28 protein-coding genes and 1 tRNA gene are annotated in these 23,143 nt (G+C 43.2%); 14 read left to right on the top strand and 15 right to left on the bottom strand.

All coding sequences use genetic code 11. The features are described from left to right. Nucleotides 1–100 precede the first annotated feature (100 nt). The 3 genes from DXE44_RS10860 to DXE44_RS00140 are packed head-to-tail and all read left to right on the top strand — an operon-like array spanning nt 101 to nt 2,757. Nucleotides 101–226, top strand: coding sequence for a thioredoxin fold domain-containing protein (locus tag DXE44_RS10860; RefSeq protein WP_269460658.1), 126 nt, complete (start codon nt 101–103; stop codon nt 224–226). An 18-nt stretch (nt 227–244) separates the two neighbouring features. Beyond that, nucleotides 245–2,029, top strand: a complete 1,785-nt coding sequence (locus DXE44_RS00145) for a M61 family metallopeptidase (protein ID WP_114651684.1) — start codon at nt 245–247, stop codon at nt 2,027–2,029. After that, the gene (locus tag DXE44_RS00140; RefSeq protein WP_114651682.1) at nt 2,029–2,757 is read left to right on the top strand and encodes a uracil-DNA glycosylase; all 729 of its coding nucleotides are present in this window, start codon (nt 2,029–2,031) and stop codon (nt 2,755–2,757) included. Before DXE44_RS00145 ends, DXE44_RS00140 begins: the two co-directional genes overlap by 1 nt. A gap of 44 nt (nt 2,758–2,801) precedes the next feature. Here the strand turns inward: DXE44_RS00140 and DXE44_RS00135 are convergent, their stop codons facing one another. Next, a complete protein-coding gene (locus DXE44_RS00135; RefSeq protein WP_231970504.1) occupies nt 2,802–3,131 on the bottom strand; it encodes a hypothetical protein in 330 nt (109 codons plus the stop codon). Here DXE44_RS00135 and hemA point away from each other — a divergent pair. From hemA to DXE44_RS00105, 6 genes are all read left to right on the top strand, one after another. Further along, nucleotides 3,102–4,418 carry a glutamyl-tRNA reductase gene (gene hemA / locus DXE44_RS00130; RefSeq protein WP_114651678.1) on the top strand — a complete coding sequence of 439 codons (1,317 nt, stop codon included), beginning with the start codon at nt 3,102–3,104 and terminating at the stop codon, nt 4,416–4,418. The genes DXE44_RS00135 and hemA overlap by 30 nt on opposite strands. Continuing rightward, nucleotides 4,419–5,498, top strand: coding sequence for a peptide chain release factor 1 (prfA, locus tag DXE44_RS00125; RefSeq protein WP_114651676.1), 1,080 nt, complete (start codon nt 4,419–4,421; stop codon nt 5,496–5,498). 10 nt (nt 5,499–5,508) lie between these two features. Then, the gene (gene prmC, locus DXE44_RS00120; protein ID WP_114651674.1) at nt 5,509–6,357 is read left to right on the top strand and encodes a peptide chain release factor N(5)-glutamine methyltransferase; all 849 of its coding nucleotides are present in this window, start codon (nt 5,509–5,511) and stop codon (nt 6,355–6,357) included. Nucleotides 6,358–6,461: 104 nt separating this feature from the next. Continuing rightward, the gene (gene grxD / locus DXE44_RS00115; RefSeq protein ID WP_114651672.1) at nt 6,462–6,770 is read left to right on the top strand and encodes a Grx4 family monothiol glutaredoxin; all 309 of its coding nucleotides are present in this window, start codon (nt 6,462–6,464) and stop codon (nt 6,768–6,770) included. A 27-nt stretch (nt 6,771–6,797) separates the two neighbouring features. Then, nucleotides 6,798–8,072 (top strand): DNA recombination protein RmuC, encoded by a 1,275-nt coding sequence (locus DXE44_RS00110; protein ID WP_114651670.1) that lies wholly within the window; start codon nt 6,798–6,800, stop codon nt 8,070–8,072. Nucleotides 8,073–8,086: 14 nt separating this feature from the next. Further along, entirely contained in the window at nt 8,087–9,403 is a 1,317-nt protein-coding gene (locus tag DXE44_RS00105; protein ID WP_114651668.1) for an MFS transporter, read from the top strand. On the opposite strand, the gene DXE44_RS00100 is transcribed toward DXE44_RS00105, so the two are convergent. The 12 genes from DXE44_RS00100 to petA all read right to left on the bottom strand — a co-directional run bounded on the left by DXE44_RS00100 (nt 9,327) and on the right by petA (nt 18,128). Further along, nucleotides 9,327–9,965 (bottom strand): hypothetical protein, encoded by a 639-nt coding sequence (locus DXE44_RS00100; protein ID WP_114651666.1) that lies wholly within the window; start codon nt 9,963–9,965, stop codon nt 9,327–9,329. The genes DXE44_RS00105 and DXE44_RS00100 overlap by 77 nt on opposite strands. Before the next feature lie 455 nt (nt 9,966–10,420). Further along, entirely contained in the window at nt 10,421–11,110 is a 690-nt protein-coding gene (locus DXE44_RS00090) for a hypothetical protein (RefSeq protein ID WP_114651662.1), read from the bottom strand. Then, nucleotides 11,103–11,528, bottom strand: coding sequence for a methyltransferase domain-containing protein (locus tag DXE44_RS11260; protein WP_415065498.1), 426 nt, complete (start codon nt 11,526–11,528; stop codon nt 11,103–11,105). Before DXE44_RS11260 ends, DXE44_RS00090 begins: the two co-directional genes overlap by 8 nt. 2 nt (nt 11,529–11,530) lie before the next feature. Next, on the bottom strand, nt 11,531–11,830 hold the full coding sequence (locus DXE44_RS10440) for a hypothetical protein (protein WP_114651658.1): 300 nt from the start codon (nt 11,828–11,830) through the stop codon (nt 11,531–11,533). A 32-nt stretch (nt 11,831–11,862) separates the two neighbouring features. Next, entirely contained in the window at nt 11,863–12,543 is a 681-nt protein-coding gene (locus DXE44_RS00075) for a glycosyltransferase (protein ID WP_114651656.1), read from the bottom strand. Continuing rightward, nucleotides 12,533–14,014: a tetratricopeptide repeat protein gene (locus DXE44_RS00070; RefSeq protein ID WP_162785819.1), complete on the bottom strand. Its 1,482-nt coding sequence runs from the start codon at nt 14,012–14,014 to the stop codon at nt 12,533–12,535. Before DXE44_RS00070 ends, DXE44_RS00075 begins: the two co-directional genes overlap by 11 nt. A gap of 80 nt (nt 14,015–14,094) precedes the next feature. Beyond that, nucleotides 14,095–14,170: transfer RNA gene (locus tag DXE44_RS00065), tRNA-Thr, on the bottom strand. An 18-nt stretch (nt 14,171–14,188) separates the two neighbouring features. Beyond that, the gene (locus tag DXE44_RS00060; RefSeq protein ID WP_114651652.1) at nt 14,189–14,590 is read right to left on the bottom strand and encodes a ClpXP protease specificity-enhancing factor; all 402 of its coding nucleotides are present in this window, start codon (nt 14,588–14,590) and stop codon (nt 14,189–14,191) included. Nucleotides 14,591–14,621: 31 nt separating this feature from the next. Next, nucleotides 14,622–15,233 carry a glutathione S-transferase N-terminal domain-containing protein gene (locus DXE44_RS00055; RefSeq protein ID WP_114651650.1) on the bottom strand — a complete coding sequence of 204 codons (612 nt, stop codon included), beginning with the start codon at nt 15,231–15,233 and terminating at the stop codon, nt 14,622–14,624. Between the two features lie 78 nt (nt 15,234–15,311). Then, nucleotides 15,312–16,085: a cytochrome c1 gene (locus DXE44_RS00050; protein WP_114651648.1), complete on the bottom strand. Its 774-nt coding sequence runs from the start codon at nt 16,083–16,085 to the stop codon at nt 15,312–15,314. 29 nt (nt 16,086–16,114) lie between these two features. Further along, complete coding sequence (locus DXE44_RS00045) at nt 16,115–17,515, bottom strand: cytochrome b (RefSeq protein ID WP_114651646.1); 1,401 nt, start codon at nt 17,513–17,515, stop codon at nt 16,115–16,117. 10 nt (nt 17,516–17,525) lie between these two features. Further along, the gene (gene petA, locus DXE44_RS00040) at nt 17,526–18,128 is read right to left on the bottom strand and encodes a ubiquinol-cytochrome c reductase iron-sulfur subunit (RefSeq protein ID WP_114651644.1); all 603 of its coding nucleotides are present in this window, start codon (nt 18,126–18,128) and stop codon (nt 17,526–17,528) included. Between the two features lie 137 nt (nt 18,129–18,265). On the opposite strand from petA, the gene mscL reads away from it, so the two are divergent. Continuing rightward, entirely contained in the window at nt 18,266–18,688 is a 423-nt protein-coding gene (mscL, locus tag DXE44_RS00035; protein ID WP_114654275.1) for a large conductance mechanosensitive channel protein MscL, read from the top strand. A 19-nt stretch (nt 18,689–18,707) separates the two neighbouring features. Here mscL and DXE44_RS00030 read toward each other — a convergent pair whose 3' ends face one another. Further along, a complete protein-coding gene (locus tag DXE44_RS00030; RefSeq protein ID WP_114651641.1) occupies nt 18,708–19,067 on the bottom strand; it encodes a hypothetical protein in 360 nt (119 codons plus the stop codon). A gap of 149 nt (nt 19,068–19,216) precedes the next feature. On the opposite strand from DXE44_RS00030, the gene DXE44_RS00025 reads away from it, so the two are divergent. From DXE44_RS00025 to DXE44_RS00010, 4 genes are all read left to right on the top strand, one after another. Then, complete coding sequence (locus tag DXE44_RS00025) at nt 19,217–19,756, top strand: hypothetical protein (protein WP_114651639.1); 540 nt, start codon at nt 19,217–19,219, stop codon at nt 19,754–19,756. Nucleotides 19,757–19,826: 70 nt separating this feature from the next. Then, on the top strand, nt 19,827–21,257 hold the full coding sequence (locus tag DXE44_RS00020; protein WP_114651637.1) for a porin: 1,431 nt from the start codon (nt 19,827–19,829) through the stop codon (nt 21,255–21,257). A 239-nt stretch (nt 21,258–21,496) separates the two neighbouring features. Continuing rightward, nucleotides 21,497–21,931, top strand: coding sequence for a phage integrase SAM-like domain-containing protein (locus tag DXE44_RS00015; RefSeq protein WP_231970503.1), 435 nt, complete (start codon nt 21,497–21,499; stop codon nt 21,929–21,931). A 40-nt stretch (nt 21,932–21,971) separates the two neighbouring features. Next, entirely contained in the window at nt 21,972–22,595 is a 624-nt protein-coding gene (locus DXE44_RS00010) for a site-specific integrase (RefSeq protein ID WP_114651633.1), read from the top strand. 80 nt (nt 22,596–22,675) lie between these two features. On the opposite strand, the gene DXE44_RS00005 is transcribed toward DXE44_RS00010, so the two are convergent. Continuing rightward, nucleotides 22,676–23,143 (bottom strand): porin (locus DXE44_RS00005; protein ID WP_114651631.1); only part of this gene is annotated, 468 nt, incomplete at its 5' end.

Raw genomic sequence — 23,143 nt, 5'->3', positions numbered from 1 at the left:
GGTGCTCTGCTGACCCCCAAAAAGCCTATATTGATTGGATGATTAATAGCATTGCACCCAGCGGGAAAAGTGACTGCGCCACACTCCTTTGGACAAAAATATGGCCTTTGCCAAGACCTACGGCATTACAGGGACACCGACTATTTTCTTTACTGATGGCAGTCGCTTTCCGGGTGCCGTTCAAATCACCGATATTGAAAAGAAATTTAGCAGCCTGAAGCAATAGGCGTAATAGGCAATACTGATGAACAAAATCAATACCTCCGATCTACCCTCAATCCAATACACCATTTGGTCGGCCGATCTGCATGGCCACCGCTTTCATGTGAAGTTGCGCATTGAGAACCCATTACCCAATGGGCAAATTCTGCAAATGCCCGCCTGGATTCCGGGTAGCTATTTGATTCGAGATTTCAGCAAACAAATTGAAACGATTGAAGCATTCGCACTAGATAACCCAATTGAAGCGCTACCGTTAGAAAGGATTGACAACGATCAATGGCGTTTGCCCAAAGTGGCTGGCGCAGTAGAAATTCTCACAACGGTGTATACATTTGACTCATCAGTACGCGCAGCCTATCTGGATACTGAGTGGGCTTTTATTAACCCAAGTAGTCTGTGTATATCAGTGAAGGGGCAAGAATCTTTACCCTGCGCTTTAGTGTTGATTCCACCAAAAGATGCTTGCGCAAACTCATGGACCGTTCAGACAGGACTACAGACCGTCAAAGTTGACAGTCAGGGCTACGGCTTTTATCTCGCTAAAAACTATGATGACTTACTTGATCATCCAATTGCCATGGGCGAGTTTCAGATTGCGCATTGGCAATCGAATGGCACTACACATGCTATGGCGATTCAAGGATGTATTCATGAAATTGATCTTGAGCGCCTTGCCAAAGATCTGCAAGCAATTTGCACCAGCACGATTAATTTATTTGAACCAAAAATAAAACAAGCACCGTTTGAAAGTTATTTATTTTTAGTCAATGCCGTTCTTTCTGGATACGGTGGACTTGAGCATCGCAATAGTACCGCCCTGCTATGCCGTCGGGATCAGATTCCTCAAGTGAATACACCCTTAGATGAAGCATCCTATCGTGAGTTTCTAGGTCTCTGCAGTCATGAGTATTTTCATGCTTGGGTAGTCAAACGCATTCTGCCTAAAGCATTCCAACCCTATCAACTTGATCGTAGAAACCATACTCGCTTACTCTGGTTATTTGAAGGTTTTACGAGTTACTACGATGACTTGCAATTATTCCGCAGCAAACGTATTGATCTGAAGGCTTACCTCAAGCTAGTCGCGAATAATTGGAATGGCATTTTGCGTGGCCCAGGAAGGCTAAAGCAAAGCCTTGCAGATAGCTCTTTTGATGCTTGGACTAAATACTATCAAGCTGATGAAAACACACCAAATGCGGTCGTAAGTTATTACGGCAAGGGCGCCTTGCTCGCCCTGGGATTAGATCTCAAGATCCGCGCATTTACAGGCAATCGTCAATCCTTAGATGATTTGATGCGCCTCATCTGGCAAACCCATGGAGTCACGCTAGATGGCATTGCTGAAAATGGTTTGGATGACTTGATATTGAAATTGCTTGGCAAAAAATTCTCCAAAACTTGGAATGAATTTAAGTCGCGCTATATTTATGGCGCTCAAGATATTCCAATTCAAAAATGGATTGATTCAAAATCGATTTCGGTTAAACAGAAAACCCATTCCAAGCTTGAGAAGATCAAACTGCAATTGGGATTGCGTCATAGTGATAGCAATGGTTGGCTCAAGGTGACGCATGTACTTGATGGTGGAGCTGCACAGTTAGCGGGTCTAGCCCCTGGAGATCTGCTAGCCAGCATCAATGGTGAACGCATTACTGCCGCCCGCTGGGATAAGGTGTTATCTAGCTTGATCACAGGGCAAGTCATCCAGATTTGCTTTTACCGAGATGATTTAGAGCATGAGTGCATGACTGTTCTTGAGGATGATCAAATTCCAACTCAATACACCCTGACGCCTGCTGAGTAATGCATTCGTTTTCTGCGGCTGACATTCCAGAGGACTGGCGCACCCTACTCGGGGATTATTTTGAGTCTTTAGAGTGGCAAACACTGCGGACTAATCTACGGTTTGAGCTAAATAAAGATGTAGAAAAAATTTGTCCTGAGCCCCAGAATTTCTTTAAAACGCTGACATTAACCCCACTTACTAAGGTCAAGGTCGTCATCTTGGGGCAGGATCCGTATCACTCCCCTGGACTGGCCCAGGGCTTGGCTTTTTCGATTCCCGCCAATATTCCGACCAATTCCAGGCAATTTCCCAGCTCCTTACGCAATATCAGAAAAGCCCTAGCGCTCGAGGGTTTTGGCACCCTTCCCAATGGAGATCTCCACGGCTGGGCTGAGCAAGGCGTGCTACTACTCAATACGGCTCTTAGCGTGAAATTGGGTGAGGCAGGCAGTCATGCCAATCTTGGGTGGAAATCCCTTATTGATCGACTTATCAAGAATTTAGCGCTCCAAAAGCCAAATCTAGTCTGGATGCTTTGGGGTGGGCATGCTCAATCTAAGTTGCCCCTGATTGAGACAGCCCCAGACCAATTGATTCTGCAATCCTCTCACCCTTCTGAGCTGGGGGTCTACAAAACAGACCAGCCATTTCTACAGCCTGGTGCAAAGGCAAGTTGCGGGCATTTCACCAAAACGAATGAATGGCTGGTAGAGCACCATGAAACCCCGATTCACTGGACTGCCTGAGATGAGGAAAACATCAGCACTAGCCCTCAGATCAACCTATTTAACTAACTATTTACTGTCGCATAGAGGCAACCTGCAAGGCAAGAAGCCACTATGGCGCTCAGCCATTCCAGCATCTGACCCGATTGAAATAAGCCTGTAAATTGCCCTACGTAGGAGCTGGCTAGAGCGGCCGAGAAGCCAATTAAGGCTGCAATAAGAAATTTCTTAGCTTTGGGCTTAATACGGCGTTGCCCCGGATAAAAAAGCAGGGCAAATACGCCCGTTAAGCCGCCGATCACCAGAAAAGCTAAAAACCCCATTACCACCCCATTGTTGCTGCTATCAAATCTATAATCACCATTATGAAGTTGTTGACACTCGGCATCAATCATCACACAGCGCCGGTCGCCATTCGGGAGAAGGTCGCCTTCGACCCTGAGTTTCTTCAAGAAGCGTTGCACGATCTTCGCCAACATCTCGTTGGTGCGAATCAGGCCGGGCTACCTGAAGCCACAATTTTGTCGACCTGCAATCGCACTGAGGTGTATTGCGCCGCTAATGATGCAGATGCAGCTAGCCTTTTGCATGAAGCCACTTTTGATTGGTTGGCAAAAACTCAACAACTTGCTCCAAGCAGCTTAGAGCCGCATATTTATTCACTACCGCAATCTGATGCAGTTCGTCACACCTTTAGAGTTGCCTGTGGATTAGATTCAATGGTGATTGGTGAAACCCAAATCTTGGGTCAGATGAAAGATGCTGTACGCACTGCAAATGATGCAGGTGTCCTTGGCACTTATCTCAACCAACTATTTCAAAAAACCTTTGCCGTCGCAAAGGAAGTCCGTGGCTCTACAGAAATTGGCGCTCACTCAATCTCGATGGCAGCCGCCTCAGTTCGATTAGCCGAACGCATTTTTGAAAGCATTGCTGATCAACGTGTTCTGTTTATCGGTGCTGGCGACATGATCACCTTATGCGCAACGCATTTTGTGGCGCGTAAACCTAAAACAGTTGCAATCGCCAACCGAACAATTGAACGCGGTCAAGAATTAGCAGACTCGATTTCGATTCAAGATATTGAAGCTGAATCATTCAAGCTTTCAGAACTCCCCTCACGATTGCATGAATTTGACATCATTGTTTCAAGTACAGCATCCTCACTTCCGATTATTGGCTTGGGCATGGTAGAGAGCGCTTTGAAGCAACGTCGCCATAAACCGATGGTGATGATTGACTTAGCGGTACCTCGCGACTTTGAACCTGAGATTGCTCGTTTAAATGACATCTATCTTTATACGGTAGATGATTTAGGCGTGATGATTCAAACAGGTACCTCTCTTCGTCAGGCCGCAGTAAGTCAAGCCGAAGCGATTATTGAAGATCGCGTTGGCAACTTTATGCACTGGATGCAAGGTCGTAAGACTGTGCCGTTGATTCAGGATATTCAGCAACAAGGTGAACACCTCAGACAACTTGAGCTCGACCGCGCGATGAAACGATTGATGCGTGGCGAAGATCCTCAAGAAGTTCTTAATGCGATGGCTCAAGGTTTAACCAATAGGTTTTTGCATGGCTCATTACATGCTTTACAACATTCCAATGGCGCTGAGCGTGACGCCCTGATTAAGTTGCTTCCCAAATTATTCGCCTCGCACTCCAAGCCAGAGGACCATTAGATGAAGCCCAGCATGCGGGCTAAGCTAGACCACCTAGACACGCGCTTAGCCGAACTCAATTCCCTATTAACTACCGAAGAGTCCACGAAAGACATGGACAACTATCGGAAGCTCACACGCGAGCATTCTGATATTGCAATGGTAGTTGAGCAATTTGGCTTATACAAACAAGCTGAGGCCGACGCACAAGCCGCAGAAGAGATGCGCAAAGATCCCGAGATGAAGGACTTTGCCGACGAAGAACAAAAACAAGCACAAGCTACTATGGAGGAGCTTGAGGGCGTCCTACAAAAACTCTTGCTACCCAAAGATGTCAATGATGAACGCAATGTCTTCTTAGAAATTCGTGCGGGTACGGGTGGTGATGAGAGCGCACTCTTTGCTGGTGACTTACTTCGAATGTATACGCGCTTTGCTGAGCGCCAAGGTTGGAAGGTTGAAGTCGTGAATGCTGCTGAATCCGATCTTGGTGGGTATAAAGAAGTTGTTCTGCGCTTAGTGGGTCAATCCGTTTACTCACGACTTAAGTTTGAATCTGGTGGACATCGCGTACAACGTGTCCCCCAAACAGAAACACAGGGTCGTATACACACATCAGCTTGCACAGTGGCGGTTATGCCCGAAGCTGATGAATTAGAGGCTGTAAAGATTAATCCCGCTGAACTGCGTATTGATACTTTTAGAGCTTCTGGTGCCGGTGGGCAACATATTAATAAAACAGATTCAGCGGTGCGTATAACGCACTTACCTACAGGCACAGTGGTTGAGTGTCAGGATGACCGTAGCCAACACCGCAATCGCGAGCAAGCGATGAAGGTTCTCGTTTCTCGAATCATGGATGCTCGTGAACGTGAGAAACATCAGCTCGAAGCTCAAACCAGAAAGTCTCTTATTGGCTCTGGTGATCGTAGCGATCGTATTCGGACCTATAACTTTCCACAAGGTCGCATTACCGATCACCGCATTAACCTCACGCTCTATAAGATTGATGCCATGATGGATGGTGATTTAGATGATCTGTGCAATGCTTTGGCATCAGAACATCAGGCAGAGCTTTTAGCGGCACTTGGTGATAGTTAACACAAGCAGGATGAGTATCAACCAGTCTTTACGAGAATTAATTAGCAAGTGCGCATTGCCAGCCAATGAAACGCGAATATTGCTAGCTCACCTATTAGAGAAGCACTACCAACTCTCACGCTCTGCCCTCCTATCGCGCGATGATATGAGTCTAGATGAGCAAGCTTTTCAGGAATGGGAAAGCCTAGTTTCAAGAAGAGTGAATGGCGAGCCCATCGCCTATATCTTGGGTAAGAAGGATTTTCATAATATTGAGTTACAGGTTGGGCCTGGGGTACTGATTCCTCGCCCAGAAACTGAGCTTCTTGTAGAGATTGCCCTTAGTGAAATCGCCAAACTCAATAAGCCCACCAAAGTGTTAGATCTAGGCACTGGCTCCGGCGCCATCGCCCTTTCGATTGCTAGTGCCGCACCTCTGGCGTCACTGCTTGCAACAGATCGATCAGCTGAGGCCCTAGCAATCTCTAAGCACAATGCCCAATTTCTGCATCTGACAGAGCAAGTCCAGTTTTCTCAAGGCAATTGGTATGACGCATTGAGCCCACAAACCCAGTTTGATGTGATTGTTAGCAACCCACCCTATATCGCTAACCAAGACCCCCATCTCACCGAAGGGGATCTTCGATTTGAGCCTGAATCCGCCCTGACGGATTACGCTGGTGGGCTGAGCTGCCTAGAGATCATTATTGCCGGGGCAGATCAATATCTGAAAGCTGGTGGGCTGATTGCTGTAGAGCATGGCTTTGATCAATCCGAAGCAGTGCTAGAGCTAATAAAAGAGGCGGGCCTAATCGATGTGCAAGCTCACCTCGATTTAGCGGGCCACCACCGAGCAGCTTCTGGGCGAAAAAGACTCTAAAACCCACAAAGGGAATTAACCCTTTTCTGCAGATAGCCTTAAAATTACGCTATTGTTAGCTGCAATTCAAGATCATCTTATAGCGTCAATTCAGGAAGAAAATTATGAATACCCAAGCAAGAATTCAAGAAATCGTTAGCAGCCATCCCGTTGTGTTGTTTATGAAGGGCAATGCCCAATTTCCACAATGCGGATTTTCTCGAAATGCAGTCAATATTTTGCGCACTTGTGGCGTAGATAAATTGCATACAGTGAACGTATTGGAGGATGCAGAAATTCGTCAGGGCATTAAAGAATTTGCCAACTGGCCAACTATTCCTCAGCTCTACATCAATGGTGAATTCATTGGCGGCTCAGACATCATGACTGAGATGTTCCAAAGCGGTGAATTACAAAAGTTAGTTCAAGGCTAAGTTCAATAGCTTGCATAGACTGCATTTGTGACTTTTGATTTAAGCTCTCTTCTCCTGTTTGGCCTGCCATTGGGTTTATGCGCAGGCCTTTTGGTTTATGCGCTTAATCTGAGATCTGCGCTTCAACGTAGCGAACAACAAGCGCAGACAGAAGCCGCCCTCACTATCAGCTTGCGCACTGAAAAAGACCAAGCCTTACAAAATGCAATTCGACTTGAAGCAGAGCTAGATTCCGAGCGCAAGCAGGGCCTGGGGAGAATTGAATCTCTCAATGAGGCTAAAGAGGTTCTAACTCATCAATTCAAAAATTTAGCCAATGAAATTCTGGAAGATAAGTCTAAGCGCTTTACCGAGCAGAATGTCGCCAATCTAGATGCCCTACTGAAACCACTCCAAACCAAGCTTTCAGAATTTAAAGAGCAGGTAAATACCTCTTACGGCAATGAAGCTCGTGAGCGCTTTGCACTCAAGAGCGAGATCGAACGTCTTGCCAATCTAAATTTGCGCATGTCAGATGAGACCCGCTCACTCACCCAAGCACTCAAAGGCGACTCTAAGGTACAGGGTAATTGGGGTGAGTTAGTGCTCGAATCTATTTTAGAGTCGTCAGGCCTTCGAAAAGGCGAAGAATACCTTGTACAAGATAGTCACACTCAGACTGATGGCTCACGTCTTCAGCCTGACGTTGTCGTAAAACTTCCAGAGGGCAGAAACCTGGTAGTCGATAGTAAGGTTTCTATCACTGCGTATTCACGCCATGCTGAAGCAACTGATCCGATTGTCTCGGAACAAGAGTTGGCGGCCCATATTCAGTCTCTAAGGCAACATATTCAGGGGCTTTCGAGCAAGAACTACAGCTCTTTATATGGCATTGGCTCGGTAGACTTTGTGCTGATGTTTGTACCAATTGAGCCCGCTTTCCTACTGGCGCTGAAAACTGCACCAAATCTCTATCAAGAAGCTTTAGCTAAAAATATTGTGTTGGTATGCCCAAGTACTTTGATGGCAACCCTGAGAACTGTTGCGCACCTGTGGCGTCAAGACTCACAAAATCGCAATGCACTGGAAATTGCTAAGCAATGTGGCACGCTCTACGATAAGTTTGTTGGCTTTGTGGATGATCTTGAAAAACTAGGCCAACGCCTAGATCAAGCACAAACAAGTTATCACGATGCCTTTAATAAGTTGAAATCAGGTAAAGGTAATCTCATTCGGGCTGCCGAGAAGGTGCGCGAACTGGGCGTTAAGCCTAGCAAGAATATCTCTGCACCCCTGATTGAATCCTCAGCTGATACAGAATAAACGCAGAATTAAAATTGACTGCTACCGCATCAGACTCTCAAGCCTCCTCGCATTCCTATAGAAAAGTTGCTATTGCTGCCTGCTTTGGAACATTTCTAGAGTGGTATGACTTTTTGACCTTTGCAACTCTTGCAGTTGTATTTGCCCCCCTCTTCTTTCCCTCTAGCGATCCCAGCACAGCGCTTTTGGCTAGCCTAGCAACCTTTGGTGTAGGTATGGTGGTAAGACCCATTGGTGCGGCCATATTTGGCAGCATTGGTGACCGCATTGGAAGAAGGCCTGTTTTCATGATCACCATTACCCTCATGGGAATTGCCACCGTATGCGTAGGATTTTTGCCGACCTATGCCCAGGCTGGGATCTGGGCGCCCCTCATGCTTGTGGGCCTCAGATTGCTGCAGGGCCTCTCAGCAGGCGGTGAGATTGGCGGTAGCGCAGTCTACCTAACCGAGCATGCTGGTGACTCCAATCGCGGCTTTAAGACTAGCTTCCTGCAACTCATGGGACCACTAGGAATCTTAGTATCTACATTACAAATTGCCGTACTTCAAAGCTACCTCACTCCAGAAGAATTTCTATCATGGGGATGGCGAGTGCCATTTTGGATCTCTTTAATACTGCTGTTAATCGCATTTAAAGCTCGCATGGCCTTAGAAGAAACGCCAATCTATCTAAAACTGAGCCAAACAGAGACCCAATCAAAGAGCCCACTTCGAGACAACTTCAAAGATCCGGAAACCAGAAAAAGAATGTTCCTGCTTTTCTTCTGCATTTCTGCAGGAGGAGCAGTATTATTTTTCTGTGTGCAGGTATATACCTCAATCTTTCTTAAAACATCGGTCAAGCTTGCACCGCAATTAGTAGACCAACTGAGTGTTTATGCAACAGTTGCTCTTCTACCTCTCACAATATTTGCCGGATGGCTCTCAGATAAGGTTGGTAGAAAGCCTGTGGTTGTCAGTGGTCTAGCTCTGGGGGCAATATTGATATTGCCGGCATTTCAGCTCCTGCAAAGCGATGGCAACTCAACAGCATTAATAGCAATGGTTCTTATTGGCTTGTCAGGAATTCTGGCACTAGTTGTTGGTCCACAAACCGCACTGCTTGCAGAGCTCTTTCCCGCAAAAACCAGAAATAGCGCAGCAACTCTTCCGCACAACTTGGCAGCAGGCTGGATTGGCGGACTACTACCGCTTATTGTGACTTGGCTCAATCAACACTGGGAAAGTAATGTTGCAGGCTTATGGTATCCGACTATTTTTTTAGCGAGTGGTACAGTAGTGGCACTTCTATACCTACCCGAAACCAGGCAAAGCAAGTTGAATGAATAACTTTAAGAGGTCGTATCCAGTAAAAAAGATTCCCAATCTTGTTCAATATTTCCATTCTGAATCTAGGGCTAAGTTCAGTCTGAGCAATATTTACAATGTGATTAAATTGCAAGGGATTGGCTAACATCTCCCTAAAGCCATTGGATTGCAAGTTACAGTAGTAGTTTTCGAACTCTCTATAGCTTGGTAAATTATCTGCGGCTGTAAGTAGCCCTAATGTCAAAGCAGTTATGAGTCTATTGGAGCTAGCCCCCATCATTTTGGGGTTGCTTAAATCGCTCGGAATAATACACATATCAGCAATTTTTGCAACTTCCACCATATTCTCTAAAGACCACAATGCCAAATTAAATTCAATTTTTGCTGGAGAGACTAAATTTGAGTTTGCGAAGTGATTCAAACCAGCCTCGTTAGACAAGACAATTAATCGAATATGATCACCAGCATTAAAGCTTGCCGACAAAAAGTTGATTAAAAAGTCAATATTTGATGAATGGCCAAACCATAACAAAATAACAGGATGTCCTACAAATTCCTTGGGGGCGAAAGCATCAATCTCCACAGGATCTTCAATAATAGAGATTAGACCACTTCAGCTGCTGGATAGTAGTGCAGCCATACTTTGAGATGGAACGATACAACCATCGACTTCTTTTATGGCTGACTCATAGAAATGTGACATTGAAGAATCAAATCCAAGGTGGTGATCGGTATAGTCTAGGAATATTTGAGAATTTTTCTTAACCCGCTGGATTTCCTCCAGCCAAAGTTTTTGGCGAATCTCAATCTTTGAGAGCCAATCTTCCCAATCAAGACTATTGATGGGTTTTCCAAAATTACTTCGCCAAAGGTTACTCGCCATCCTAGTTCACGGGCTACTCTAAGTACGGGGGCAGACCTCAACCTAACGCTTGCTAGATCAGATCGAGCTAGGGTGGTAAAGTCATCATCAGAGGCATAAGGAACTAAATAATGAAGGTGCAGCATACTTTATTTCTTTTGAGCTCCGTCCTGACGTCACTCATCATGTCTAAAGTATTTAAATGACTCTTCGGCTATTTGAACTACTTTCAAACCCAACTGCTCAGTTTTCTTCGAAATAGCAATTTCAGACGCAATACATTCCTCTTTGGTTTTGCCTATGGGGAAGCCTCCAATACGGCGTAAAACATCACCAGAAAAACCCCATACTAATGCTCGCAAGTGACGTCCATTTAATCCAGGATTAGCATTCCAAGCGCTCATTAAACTCAAATAATACTCAACACGTGAAAGTATTTTTCCATGCTCAAAAATATTGACAGGATAATTTAAAGGACTCTTCATCATCTCCAACCATGGCTTATCCCATTTATGATTAATGGACTCCCCTATCATTCCAACGCTCTGAATTTCTAATTTACTAACATATGCTGACATAAATTCTGCGTTAGTCATGACGCATTCATCCTGTAAAAATATATAGTATTTAAAATTTGGATAATGCCTGTAGACCGAATCCCATGCTCCAATGTTCATTCCAGTATTTGGCCGAGTTATTGCCTTGTATCCATTGAAAATCCCTGTAACCTCATCAATACATTCATCGGAATTGATAACTACAACTATATTTTGATTGATGTTAGAAACGCTTGATAATAGTTTTTTTAAATGTGAGTCAGATCTTTCCGAGTAATAAGAAATTACTATTAATAAGTCATTATTCATGTGTAGCGCATATTAAGATCTGCTGTCCGAAATATTCATCTAGCGTCGCATCAGATATATTTATTTCTAAATTACCAATTTGTAAATTGGCATAATTGTTTTCTCTAATTTCCGTCTCGATACCGCTCCTGATAGATTGCAAACTCAAATCTGGCCTCCATCCATTTTTTAAAACCCTAAAATCAATCTCAGCAAGATAATTCTTAAGGGCTGTAAATGAAAAAAATCTGATATGAGTCTCGTCAAATAGACCCGTCTTTTGATAGTAAAAGTTTCTAGAATTAACGGCGTTTAGATACTGTAAATTTTGAATATTGGGCACACTTATAAGAAGATGGCCAGATTGGGTTAATAAATCCTTTAATTGAGAAAGCACCCTCCAGGGGTTATATAAGTGCTCTAGTACATCGGATAGCAATATCAAATCGAATTTTTTTGAAGAGTTAAGGATAAAGCCTCGACAGATGAATGAGTAAATTTGATTTCATCTTCTGCCTGATTGCTTGGCATACAAATATCCACCCCCTCACACTTAGAGGGCGGCACCTTCAAATGATGAGCGAAAAATTTTAAATTTGTCCTGTCAGCGCAACCAATCTCCAATATCGAGTTACATAAAACGTGTTGCGGAAGTAACGAAAGTAGGTCTAACCTTTCTTTGACGGTATATTTACCATCTGCATAAAAAGGCTCTCCATAATTTCCAAAATTACCGTTCACGATAGAACTCAATATACATAAAATAAAAAATGCTACTGGTCAAACCCCTCGTTACTTCTTCCATAGACCTCTTTCCAATATTCTGACATTGATTCCTCAGCATAATCTTTAAAGCAAGGCGTTCCAAGCGTGTAATGAATTAACTTTGCATTGAGATTTTCAGGATACTCAATTGCCAACCAATTCCACTCAATTGGAAGCTCACCAATTAAATCGTCACTTAACCATGAAAATCTATGAAGATATGACCCTGGCTGGGCTTGAATAAATTCAGGATTTAGTATTTTATTTACTGGATGTGCGCAGCTCCACAAAATAACACTAGACCAATTTTTTCTTGGGTAGTTTTCATTTTTATTGCCCAGATATTTTTTGTTGGCTTTTGTTTGATAGTCATGCTTAACAACCTGAACAGCTTTTGATTCATCGCGCAAAGCCCACAACTCAGAAACATCAGCCCGGCAAACCATGTCCCCATCCGCAAAAATTGCCCAGCCTGAATAATTCATTAAAAATGGCGTTAAGAATCGAGAGTAAATGAATTTGTTGCTTCCGTCCGTGTGCACCTCTTTGTACTCACGCAAATTGTTTTCTGCTAGAGGTAAAAATTGCACCGGCTGCGATGATTTATCAATCACGCTTTGACAAAAAACATGATAAGCAACGGCCTCGCGTTGATCAAAGCCCACCACAATTGAAATATTAGATCGCAAATCTACTCTCCAAGTATGCTTTAGCTGCCTCGATTGGTTGAGACCAATCTCCTTGTTTTTCTTGCTTAAATATCCTTATAGATGGATACCATAAGCTAGCTCCATCAACGTCATGCCAGTACCAAAATCTACTGTTTCCCATGGGCAAGAATAACAAGGTTTCTTTACCAGACATACCAGCAAGATGGGCTGTAGTATTGCTTGTTGTAACTACGATATCGCATGCCTCGATGATAGACTGCAGCCCCACAATATCCTCATATAGATCGACCTCTTCAACTACCTGAATAGAGGTGTCCAATTGAGTGTTAGCAGTCATAATTTCGCTTTTGACATCCCCATATTGAAGATTAATGAAATTTAGAGAACTCATCTTAAGAATGGGGGCCAACTCATCAAGTGAAATACTTTTACTCTGACCGAGCTTAGCTCGATTACTTTTCCAAGAAATTCCACAATTAATTCTTCCACCAAAATACTTGACTAAATGTGAATCCAAAGGACTCTTATCCAATGGAGGAAAGTATCCTGAATTGGGTAGATTGAAGGACTGTATATTAGGCCTAAGGAATTGCCCAAGACTAGCTATCGGAATTTGTTCATCATAAAGTGAGTCTGGAAATTCCTCGCTCTTGTCCACAACCTGGAAATTTGGGAATGATCGCTGAAAAATTGAAACTAATTTTTTATCTATGGAAATAATTTTAGTTTGAGGATATTTCTCAAGATCTCTGAGCATAGATCCATGCAAAATTTGATCTCCAATGCCCTGCTCGGCCCAGACAAATAATCTGTTATTTCTTGGCACGCCATCCCATCTGGGTTTAGAGGTACTTAGCGCAATGGGTTTGTCTTCAGTTATGTGCCAGCGGGATTCATAACGGGGCCAGCCTTCCATGAAATTGAATTCACGCAAATCTAAATGCGCAAGATTATGCAAAGCATTTACATGGCCTGGAGCGAGGGAAATGGTACTTTCATAAAATTTTCGAGCATCTTTAATTAAATCTAACTTCCAATAGGCGTTTCCCAGATTGCAATGAAACTCTGGGTTACCACCATCAATCGAAATAGCTTCCTTATAAAATTCAATTGCCTTAGTTGATTCACCCAGCGCCTGAAATGCATTGCCAAGATTGCTGTAAGCTTCAGCATAATTCGGCACCAACTGAATTGACTTTTCATAAGAAGCAACCGCCTCCAATGTCAACCCAAGATTCAGTTGAATATTCCCTTGGTTGCTATACGCGATTCCATTTCGCCTATCGGCAGCAATTGACTTTTGGATAACCTGTAAAGCAATATTGTTTTCACCTTTTTGAGCACAGATGACCGAGTAAAGTCTTAGGGCTTCAGAGTTATTCGGCTTTACCTTAATAATCTGCTTTAGAAGTAACTCAGCACCGCTTAAGTTTCCACTTCGCAGATAGTTAAGCGCTTGATCGAGAAGAAAATTAATTTGATTGCTCACTCTTCTCGCCCTGTATGCCCATGGCATTACTCAATCTTGATGGCCCGCACCTTGCTTGCAACAAAGGTGCTAGATATTGATGGTGCCCCTTGTCCGACTCGAACAGACCACCTACTGATTACAAATCAGTTGCTCTACCAGATGAGCTAAAGGGGCAACGGATAATATTTTAACCTATTTCACAATCGTCAAGGAAGGTCTGCTGACCTTTGGCTTTTCAGCGTTCTCGGGATCGATTTCTTTGGGTTTATCGGATTGGCTGACATCAAAAGGAAAAAACATTCCCTGGCCATTTTCTCGGGCATAGATTGCCAAAACATGACTCACCGGAACCATGATTTTTCTTGGAACCCCACCAAATCTAGCCTGAAAGCTGATCCAGTCATTGTCTAGGTTCAATTGATGGCAAGCCTCAAGAGAGAGATTTAAAACTATCTCATCCTTCTTTACAAACTCCATCGGCACTTCAACGCTGGAGTCCACAAATACCGCCATAAAGGGCGTAAAACCAAAATCCGTACACCACTGATGTAGCGCACGGATTAGATAAGGTTTATTGCTTGGAATATCTGACATGCTTATCTTGCCAGCATAGGTAATAAGCCTCTTAGCGACGCATTACCTTTTCTGAAGGAGTTAATGCCTCGATATAAGCAGGTCTACTGAAAATACGCTCTGCGTACTTCAATAAGGCTGCTGCATTACGAGAGAGGTCAATACCGTAATGCTCTAAACGCCACAACAAGGGCGCAATAGCAACGTCAAGCATGGAAAACCCTTCGCCCAGCATGTACTTATTCTTCACGAAAATTGGGGCTAACTGAGTCAAACGGTCACGAATAGCTAAACGCGCTTTTTCATGAACCTTTTCAGCAGCTTTGCCTTTTTCGTTCTCCAAGGCTGCGACGTGTACAAATAACTCTTTCTCAAAATTGAAAAGGAAGAGGCGTGCACGTGCGCGAGCAACTGGATCGGGCGGCATCAACTGTGGATGTGGAAAACGCTCATCAATATATTCATTGATGATGTTTGACTCATACAAAATCAAATCGCGTTCAACCAAGATTGGAACTTGGCCATAAGGATTCATCGCCGAAATGTCTTCTGGCTTGTTAAACAAGTCGACATCACGGATCTCAAAGTCCATGCCTTTTTCAAAAAGCACCAAACGGCAGCGTTGCGAGAATGGGCAATTAGTACCCGAGTACAACACCATCATAAATTTATTTCCTTAAATATCTACTTCAATACAACAAACGCACATACAACTGCGACTTTAAATTTCTAAGCGCTTGGATTAATGAATATCTTTCCAATAAGCCTTGTTCAAACGCCATGCCAATAGAGTGAAGATTGCCAAGAAGATCAGCACAACAACACCTAGACGCTTACGCTCAAGTTGAACTGGCTCAGCCATCCAAGACATGAACGCAACTAAATCAGCAATATTGTCGTCATACTCTTGTGGCTTCATCGTTCCAGACGTCAATTGCTCGAAGCCCACGAATACCTTCTCAGTACGGCTCTCGTCATGCGGATCTTTGCGCTCTTCAAACTTTGCTGCGCGCTCACCTTGTAACTCCCAGAGAACATGTGGCATTCCAACGTTTGGATAAACCAAATTATTCCAGCCGGTCTGAGTAGTATCGTCTTTGTAGAAAGTACGGAAATAGGTGTAAAGCCAATCCGTACCGCGTGCACGAGCCTCAACCGATAGGTCAGGAGGAGTCTTGCCAAAGAATGCCTTACCTTCTTTTGGCGTCATGGAGATCGTCATGAGATCGCCCACTTTAGTGTCGGTCAAAATGAGGTTGTCTTTGATTTGCTGATCCGTTAGACCGATATCACGCATGCGGTTGTAGCGCATGCTTGAAGCTGCATGACAGTTCAAGCAATAGTTTACAAATAACTTGGCACCGTTTTGTAATGAAGCGTTATTGCTTACGCGGTTTGGTGCGGTATCCAATGGAAAGCCACCTTCATTGGCATTAGCGCTCACGCTAATGCCTAGGGCAGCAACTAAAACAGTTGCTTGGCAGACGCCCATCAAAGTTTGCAGAATTCGTTTCATACCAGTTCCTAATTTCTCGGGTGTCTGAATTAATGGGACTTAAAAGTAACGCGCTTTGGAACTGGCTTAAACGTACCAAGCTTGCTCCAGAACGGCATTGCCAAGAAGAAGCCCAGATAATAAATAGTGCAAATCTGAGAAATCTTTTCAAACACTGGTGATGGTGGTTCGATACCTAAATAACCCAAGACCACAAAACTCACTACAAACACGCCATAAATATATTTATGAAACTGTGGGCGATAGCGAATGGACTTCACTGGTGAATGATCCAACCAAGGCAAGAAGAACATGATCACAACAGAACCGCCCATGATCACAACACCCCAAAACTTCGCATCAAATGCATAGAACCCAGCAGCCAATACGAGTGCGATTGCTGCACAAGCACCTTTGACTTTGATGTCCTTAGATTTGAGCGCGAACATACCCAAAATCACCGCCAAGAAAATCCACAATGGCAATAAGAAGTTTGAAGTAGTTGCACGCAACATCGAGTAGAACGGCGTGAAATACCAAACTGGTGCAATGTGTGTTGGAGTAACAAATGGGTTTGCAGGGATGAAGTTATTTGCCTCGAGGAAGTAACCGCCCATCTCTGGAGCAAAGAACACAATGCAAGCAAATACCATCAAGAACACGCCCAAGCCAAATACATCATGAACGGTGTAGTAAGGATGGAAAGGAATGCCGTCTAATGGGATGCCTTTTTCATCTAGTGTTTCTTTGATTTCAACGCCGTCTGGATTGTTGGAGCCGACTTCATGCAATGCAATGATGTGGGCAGCAACTAAACCAATAAGTACCAGTGGAATTGCAATAACGTGGAATGCGAAGAAGCGATTCAAAGTAGCATCGCCAACGACGTAGTCACCACGTAGCCATAAAGAAAGGTCTGGGCCAATCAATGGAATAGCAGAGAACAAATACACAATCACTTGAGCGCCCCAATAGGACATTTGACCCCATGGGAGCAAGTAACCGAAGAAAGCTTCACCCATTAAGCACAAGAAAATTGCGCAACCAAAAACCCAAATTAATTCACGTGGCTTGCGATATGAACCATAGATCAATCCACGGAACATGTGCAAATAGACCACTACGAAGAACATCGAAGCACCAGTTGAATGCAGATACCGAATCAACCAACCCCATGGCACTTCGCGCATGATGTACTCAACAGATTCAAAAGCCTTAGCTGCATCAGGCTTGTAGTTCATCACCAAGAAAATACCAGTGATGATCTGCAATGCCAGTACAACAATGGCTAAGGAGCCAAAGAAGTACCAAAAGTTTAGATTTTTAGGGGCGTAATACTCGGTTAAGTGAGCCTTAATCGAGGACGTCAGAGGGAAACGGGAGTCAACCCAAGCCAATACCTTCTGGGCTACAGGAGCATCTGCCGGGACTTCTTTTTCGTGAAATGCCATTTATCTCTCCTTAGGCCTTCTTATCTTCGCCAACCAGAATCTTGGTATCGCTCAAATACATGTGTGGCGGTACTTCCATATTGTCTGGGGCTGGTTTATTTTTAAATACACGGCCTGCCATATCGAATGTGGAGCCATGGCATGGGCATAGAAAGCCACCTGGCCAAGTATTCGGTAAAGATGGTTGAGGACCCGCCTCAAATTTAGCGGTTGGAGAGCATCCTAAATGAGTGCAAATACCCACAACAACGAGGTACTCAGACTTAATCGAGCGCCATTGGTTTTGAGCATAAGGAGGTGTAAATTGGGCTGGATCCCTTAAAGAATCAGGGTCTGCAAGTTCAGAGTCAATTTTTGAGAGTTCTGCAACTTGCTCAGGTGTTCGACGCACTACCCAGACCGGCTTACCGCGCCACTCAACCATGCGCATCTCGTCGGGCTGCATGCCAGCGATATCGATCTCAACAGCAGCTCCAACGGCCTTAGCACGCTCAGAAGGCTCAAAACTATCAACAAAAGGGTAAAGAGCTGCGGCTGCACCAACGCCGCCAACCGCTGAAGTAGCGATCAACCAATTGCGGCGATCCTTGTCCATACAGGGCTTGTCACTCATTTACAAAATTCCTCGGAAGAGCATTTATAGGTGGAAATTGCTTAAAGGTAAGATTTTAAAGTAAAAAGTGGGGTATGCAAGAAAGTTATGGGGTTAATCTTGAGATAATCCCAATGAATTTGAAAAGAGAGGGATTTATGACTGTTTTAAAGGAATTTCGGGACTTTGCGGTCAAGGGCAACGTCATCGATTTGGCGGTTGGTGTGATTATCGGTGGGGCGTTTGGGAAGATAGTAGATTCCCTGGTCAACGACATCGTCATGCCCGTGACTTCAACCATGCTGGGGGGTCATATTGACTTCACCAACCTCTTCCTAGTCTTAGGGAAAATTCCAGAAGGCGTTCCAAGAACATTTGATGCCCTCAAAAAGGCAGGAGTGCCCATATTTGCCTATGGCAACTTTATTACCATATCTATCAACTTTATCTTGCTAGCTTTTGTGATCTTCCAGATGGTGAAAGTCGTAAATAGAGTCCGCACCATAGATGCACCTCCTCCACCCCCAACTCCTGAGGATATTGTTCTTTTGAGAGAGATCCGCGACAGCTTAAACAAATAAGCGCAATTAAACAAAAAACTTAGGTCGCTACCCCACTAGCCGCCTTGACTATACATTTTCCCATCTTTGACCAGTAGTCACGGGATTTTGGGGTTAGCTCGATACATTTTTTTCTACCGTCAATATCAGCACCGAATCGAATTAAATCCTGTTTTTCTAGGTTAGAACTACGCCTGCGTAATGTTGCAGGCGAGCCTATGTCATTAGCGTAAATCACATCACTCACTAGCAGTGTTTTACCAGCCGCCTCATTAAGAGCAATGAACTCTAGAAGCTTCTTTTCGATATGATCCAGCCTAGGAAAAGATGGGGCGGCCCCTAGAGTTTCCATTAAGCGCACAAACCTCAGGTACGCCTCGACCATTAAATTAGATTGCATGCCTATCTCCGATTACTTTTTTAATTTTTTATACCCCTACTCCTCTATACCAAAAAAATTTTCGTCGGAAATATTTTCAAGAGACTTAAGGGTTAACACTCTCAAAAGTAAAACTTATTTTAATACAATTAAGACAAGAGAATGGGCTAATGGCAAACAAACAAATTATTCAATTTTTCACGGCTATATTTATTGCCGTTATTTGGATCGTTTGTGACTTTATCAACGTTGAGATATTTTATTATCTAAAGACAGATAAATATCTCTACTCAATATACTTGTTAGCCGGCCTAAGATTATTAGCAATTATCCTGTTTGGTTATGTAGGATTTTTCGGCATCTTCATTGGCCATGCGATTTCCAGCTCTTTAATGAGAGGCTTCGAGCCAAATGAAGCTATTTGGCTGGCCCTTCTATCCTCATCCGCAACCCTAATTGCTTATAAGCTATGGCAGTTTTTATTTGGCAAGACGGACTCCTTTCTCGACATTAGCCCACTTCAGCTCTTTTATCTTGTAGTTTTAAATGCGGGATTTGTGGCGATTTTCAGATTTACATATCTATTACAGAATAACGAAATTTCATTATTTCTTTTGTATGGAACCCTGGCGGCTAATATCTCTGAATCACTTTTAGTCTTATACCTTATTAAGGTCTGTAGTTATTTTTATCGAAGACTTATCGATTAGCTTAAAACATAAAGGTCGGGCCACAAAGAATTCTTAAATCTTCATTACTTAGTTTATGGAGATTTAAAGAATGAAAAAATCGCTATTAGCAGTTGCAGCAATGACAGCATTTGCTGGCGCAGCTCAAGCTCAGTCATCAGTGACTGTTTACGGTATTTTGGATGTTGGTTATGTTGGTGGCAATGAAAAAGCTACCCTCGGAAGCGCTAAGTCCGCTGAAACTACTAATGCATTTGCATCCTCAGCTGAATCATCAAGCCGTTTGGGTTTCAAAGGTACTGAAGATTTAGGTGGCGGTATGTCTGCATTCTTCACTGCTGAAGTTAATCTAGCACCAAGCGGTAATGCTGGAACTACTAGCAGTACATTAATTGGTGGTAACCGCCAAATTTTTGTTGGTTTAGCCAAAAAAGGTGTTGGTAAAGGCGCTATTGGTACCCAGTACACTTTGATGCATGATGCAACTGGCGCAACTTCTGCCGGCCAAAACAATAACATCATTGGTGACGTTATTTATCCAAAGAATACCAACTTGGGTGGTGTGGATAGTAATGCAAACGGTAATACTATTGGCTATATCTTACGTGCCGCAAATGCATTGAAATTTAACTCTGATAAGTTTGCAGGTTTTGGTGTAAATGCTTTCTACAGCTTGAATAATAGAAATGAAAATCAANCTATTGGTACCCAGTACACTTTGATGCATGATGCAACTGGCGCAACTTCTGCCGGCCAAAACAATAACATCATTGGTGACGTTATTTATCCAAAGAATACCAACTTGGGTGGTGTGGATAGTAATGCAAACGGTAATACTATTGGCTATATCTTACGTGCCGCAAATGCATTGAAATTTAACTCTGATAAGTTTGCAGGTTTTGGTGTAAATGCTTTCTACAGCTTGAATAATAGAAATGAAAATCAAGGTGTTGGTTCAACTACAACAGTTACTGGYGGTACAAATAACTTTAGCAGCTGGGGTGTTAGTGCTGACTACACTTACAAGAAATTCTATTTGACAGCGGCTTATCAGTCATTTAAGAGCGAGATCACTGCTACAACAACTCGTTCAACTATCGCATTCTCTGGCACAACAAACATTGCCAATACTACTGACAACCAAGCATTCGTTGGTGCGACATATGACTTCGGCATCTTGAAAGCTTATGCACAGTGGTTAAATCGTAAGGCAACTGGCGTAAATGATTCAAACAACTACGCTAGCCGTTCTGCACAGCAGATTGGTGTTCGTAGCTTTATCACGCCAAAAATTGAAGGTTGGGCTTCTGTTGGTAATGGCCGTTTTCAATCATTTGGTGCCGGCGAGCCTACAGCTAACTTTGTTGGCTACCAGTTAGGTTCAAACTACTGGTTAAGCAAGCGCACAAACTTGTATGCAATTTACGGTGCAACTGGCACTTCAACCACATCTAACGTTGCTGGTTTAACTAATAACTACAACGCTAATAACTATGCAGTTGGTGTGCGTCACACTTTCTAATTTRATGCTAGCGTAAGCTAGTTGCTTCTTGGAACTAAAAAACCACCCTTAGGGGTGGTTTTTTTATGAAATTTTTTAGTATCAATCTTATTCCTAATAGTGAAAATTATTACAAATACCCATAGTAGTTTTTATAACAAAGTGGCATAAATACATCAAATTTATATATAAAAATGAAATGTATTTACAATCCACCTCCCAATTATTGGGTCGCCGCGAATGATGACAAGATTGGTGGGTTGGATCATGTCGTCCAAATTTCATCTAATAATTCAATACAGACCAGCACTTTGGAGGCGAGGTCTGTAGAGTCAGATGGTTATGAAATCGTTAAATTTCACAGAATTGCTTTTAAGGCTCTCAAAAGAGAAATATCAAAATACGCCCAAGGTGAGATTACCAAACAAACATTGGGGATGTTTAAAAGTCGCTTGAACTCGAGATTAATCCCCTGTTTTGGTGAGTTAGAGATTGGCAAGATAGGTTATGAGCAAATAGCGGATTTTGTAAGCTATTTACATGATCATGGCATTAAGCCAGTAACCATTAAGCAGTACCTTGGACTGCTAAAAAGAATACTCACAGTCGCCTTAGAGGCTGAGCTAATTTATAAAATTCCACTATTCCCAAAAATTAAAGCTAAAAGTATTCCAAGGGGGGAGTTTTACATGTAGAGAGTACAGAGAGCTACTCAGAGCAAGCAAGCAATTGTCGTTGCCTCATCAATATATCCCGAAGAATCACAGGGTCACCGCTGGTGGCGCCTATATCGTAAGAGATGACGTTCCAATCGAAATGACCTGGTTAATTCAATTTATGGTTAACTCATTTGTGCGCCCCGTAGACATAAAGCTAATTAAGCATAAGCATGTTGAATGTATTTCCGGGTCAAACACTTATTTGAGGCTCAACCTACCAAAGACAAAAGGGCACACAGGACAAATTGTTACGCTTCGGGCAGCAAAATACGTCTACGAATGCTTAACAAGCTATCAGACCTCCAGGGGTTATGGAGGCCAAGAGGATTATCTTTTCTTGCCAGAGGCAAAAGATAGGTTTGGGGCAATTCAGCTGATCACTACACACTTCCGAAAAATCCTTAAGAAGGCTGGTCTTTCAATAGGGCAAGAAGGTCAAACTAGGACTTTATATAGCCTTAGACATACGGCTATTACATTTCGATTGCTGTATGGCAAAGGAATTGATTTACTTACCCTTGCAAGAAATTCAAGAACTTCTGTTGAAATGATTGAGCGCTTTTATTCATCCAACTTAACTGCTGAAATGAATATTGAGATGCTGCAATCCAAAAGAGCCATAGCTACATATAAACAGTAGGCAAGAAAAACCCACCATGTTGCCACAGTGGGTTAATTTAAAGCCAAACTAATTCTTAACTAGCTTACGCTAGCATTAAATTAGAAGGTGTGACGTACGCCCACACCGTAGTTATTGGCGTTGTATGAAGGATTCACACCACCTACAGATGTAGTTGTACTGCTTGTTGCATTTTGGCCATAAATTGCGTACAGGTTAGTACGCTTGCTCAGCCAGTAGTTAGAACCAAGTTGGAAGCCAACGATATTTGCTGTTGGCTGGCCTGTACCAAAAGCTTGGTAACGACCTGTACCAGCACTTGCCCAACCTTCGATTTTTGGTGTAATGAAGCTACGWACACCAATCTGCTGTGCAGAGCGGCTGAGGTATTGATTGCTGTTCAAGTTGCTTGTTACTTTTTTGTTTATGTACTGAGCGTATGCTTTGAGAATGCCAAAATCATAGGTAGCACCAAAATACATTTGGTTATCTGTTGAATTTACAGAGCCCGCTGTCTGTGATGAAGTTGCTGAAGCAGTTAATACAGAGTCAGTTTCATTCTTGAATGA

It is taken from the genome of Polynucleobacter necessarius (assembly GCF_900095175.1).
GTDB lineage: Bacteria > Pseudomonadota > Gammaproteobacteria > Burkholderiales > Burkholderiaceae > Polynucleobacter > Polynucleobacter necessarius_I.
The sequence above is the reverse complement of the archived record's forward strand: the minus strand, read 5'-3'. Positions and strand labels throughout refer to the sequence as shown.

Bases quoted from the DNA above. Each gene is read 5' to 3' on its own strand.
- DXE44_RS00030 (WP_114651641.1), bottom strand. From the start codon at position 19,067: ATGCAATCTAATTTAATGGTCGAGGCGTACCTGAGGTTTGTGCGCTTA.
- DXE44_RS00025 (WP_114651639.1), top strand. From the start codon at position 19,217: ATGGCAAACAAACAAATTATTCAATTTTTCACGGCTATATTTATTGCC.
- DXE44_RS00050 (WP_114651648.1), bottom strand. From the start codon at position 16,085: ATGAAACGAATTCTGCAAACTTTGATGGGCGTCTGCCAAGCAACTGTT.
- DXE44_RS10860 (WP_269460658.1), top strand. From the start codon at position 101: ATGGCCTTTGCCAAGACCTACGGCATTACAGGGACACCGACTATTTTC.
- petA (WP_114651644.1), bottom strand. From the start codon at position 18,128: ATGAGTGACAAGCCCTGTATGGACAAGGATCGCCGCAATTGGTTGATC.
- prfA (WP_114651676.1), top strand. From the start codon at position 4,419: ATGAAGCCCAGCATGCGGGCTAAGCTAGACCACCTAGACACGCGCTTA.
- DXE44_RS00145 (WP_114651684.1), top strand. From the start codon at position 245: ATGAACAAAATCAATACCTCCGATCTACCCTCAATCCAATACACCATT.
- DXE44_RS00090 (WP_114651662.1), bottom strand. From the start codon at position 11,110: ATGAATAATGACTTATTAATAGTAATTTCTTATTACTCGGAAAGATCT.
- DXE44_RS00055 (WP_114651650.1), bottom strand. From the start codon at position 15,233: ATGATGGTGTTGTACTCGGGTACTAATTGCCCATTCTCGCAACGCTGC.
- prmC (WP_114651674.1), top strand. From the start codon at position 5,509: ATGAGTATCAACCAGTCTTTACGAGAATTAATTAGCAAGTGCGCATTG.
- hemA (WP_114651678.1), top strand. From the start codon at position 3,102: ATGAAGTTGTTGACACTCGGCATCAATCATCACACAGCGCCGGTCGCC.
- mscL (WP_114654275.1), top strand. From the start codon at position 18,266: ATGACTGTTTTAAAGGAATTTCGGGACTTTGCGGTCAAGGGCAACGTC.
- grxD (WP_114651672.1), top strand. From the start codon at position 6,462: ATGAATACCCAAGCAAGAATTCAAGAAATCGTTAGCAGCCATCCCGTT.
- DXE44_RS00045 (WP_114651646.1), bottom strand. From the start codon at position 17,515: ATGGCATTTCACGAAAAAGAAGTCCCGGCAGATGCTCCTGTAGCCCAG.
- DXE44_RS00060 (WP_114651652.1), bottom strand. From the start codon at position 14,590: ATGTCAGATATTCCAAGCAATAAACCTTATCTAATCCGTGCGCTACAT.
- DXE44_RS00135 (WP_231970504.1), bottom strand. From the start codon at position 3,131: ATGATTGATGCCGAGTGTCAACAACTTCATAATGGTGATTATAGATTT.
- DXE44_RS00140 (WP_114651682.1), top strand. From the start codon at position 2,029: ATGCATTCGTTTTCTGCGGCTGACATTCCAGAGGACTGGCGCACCCTA.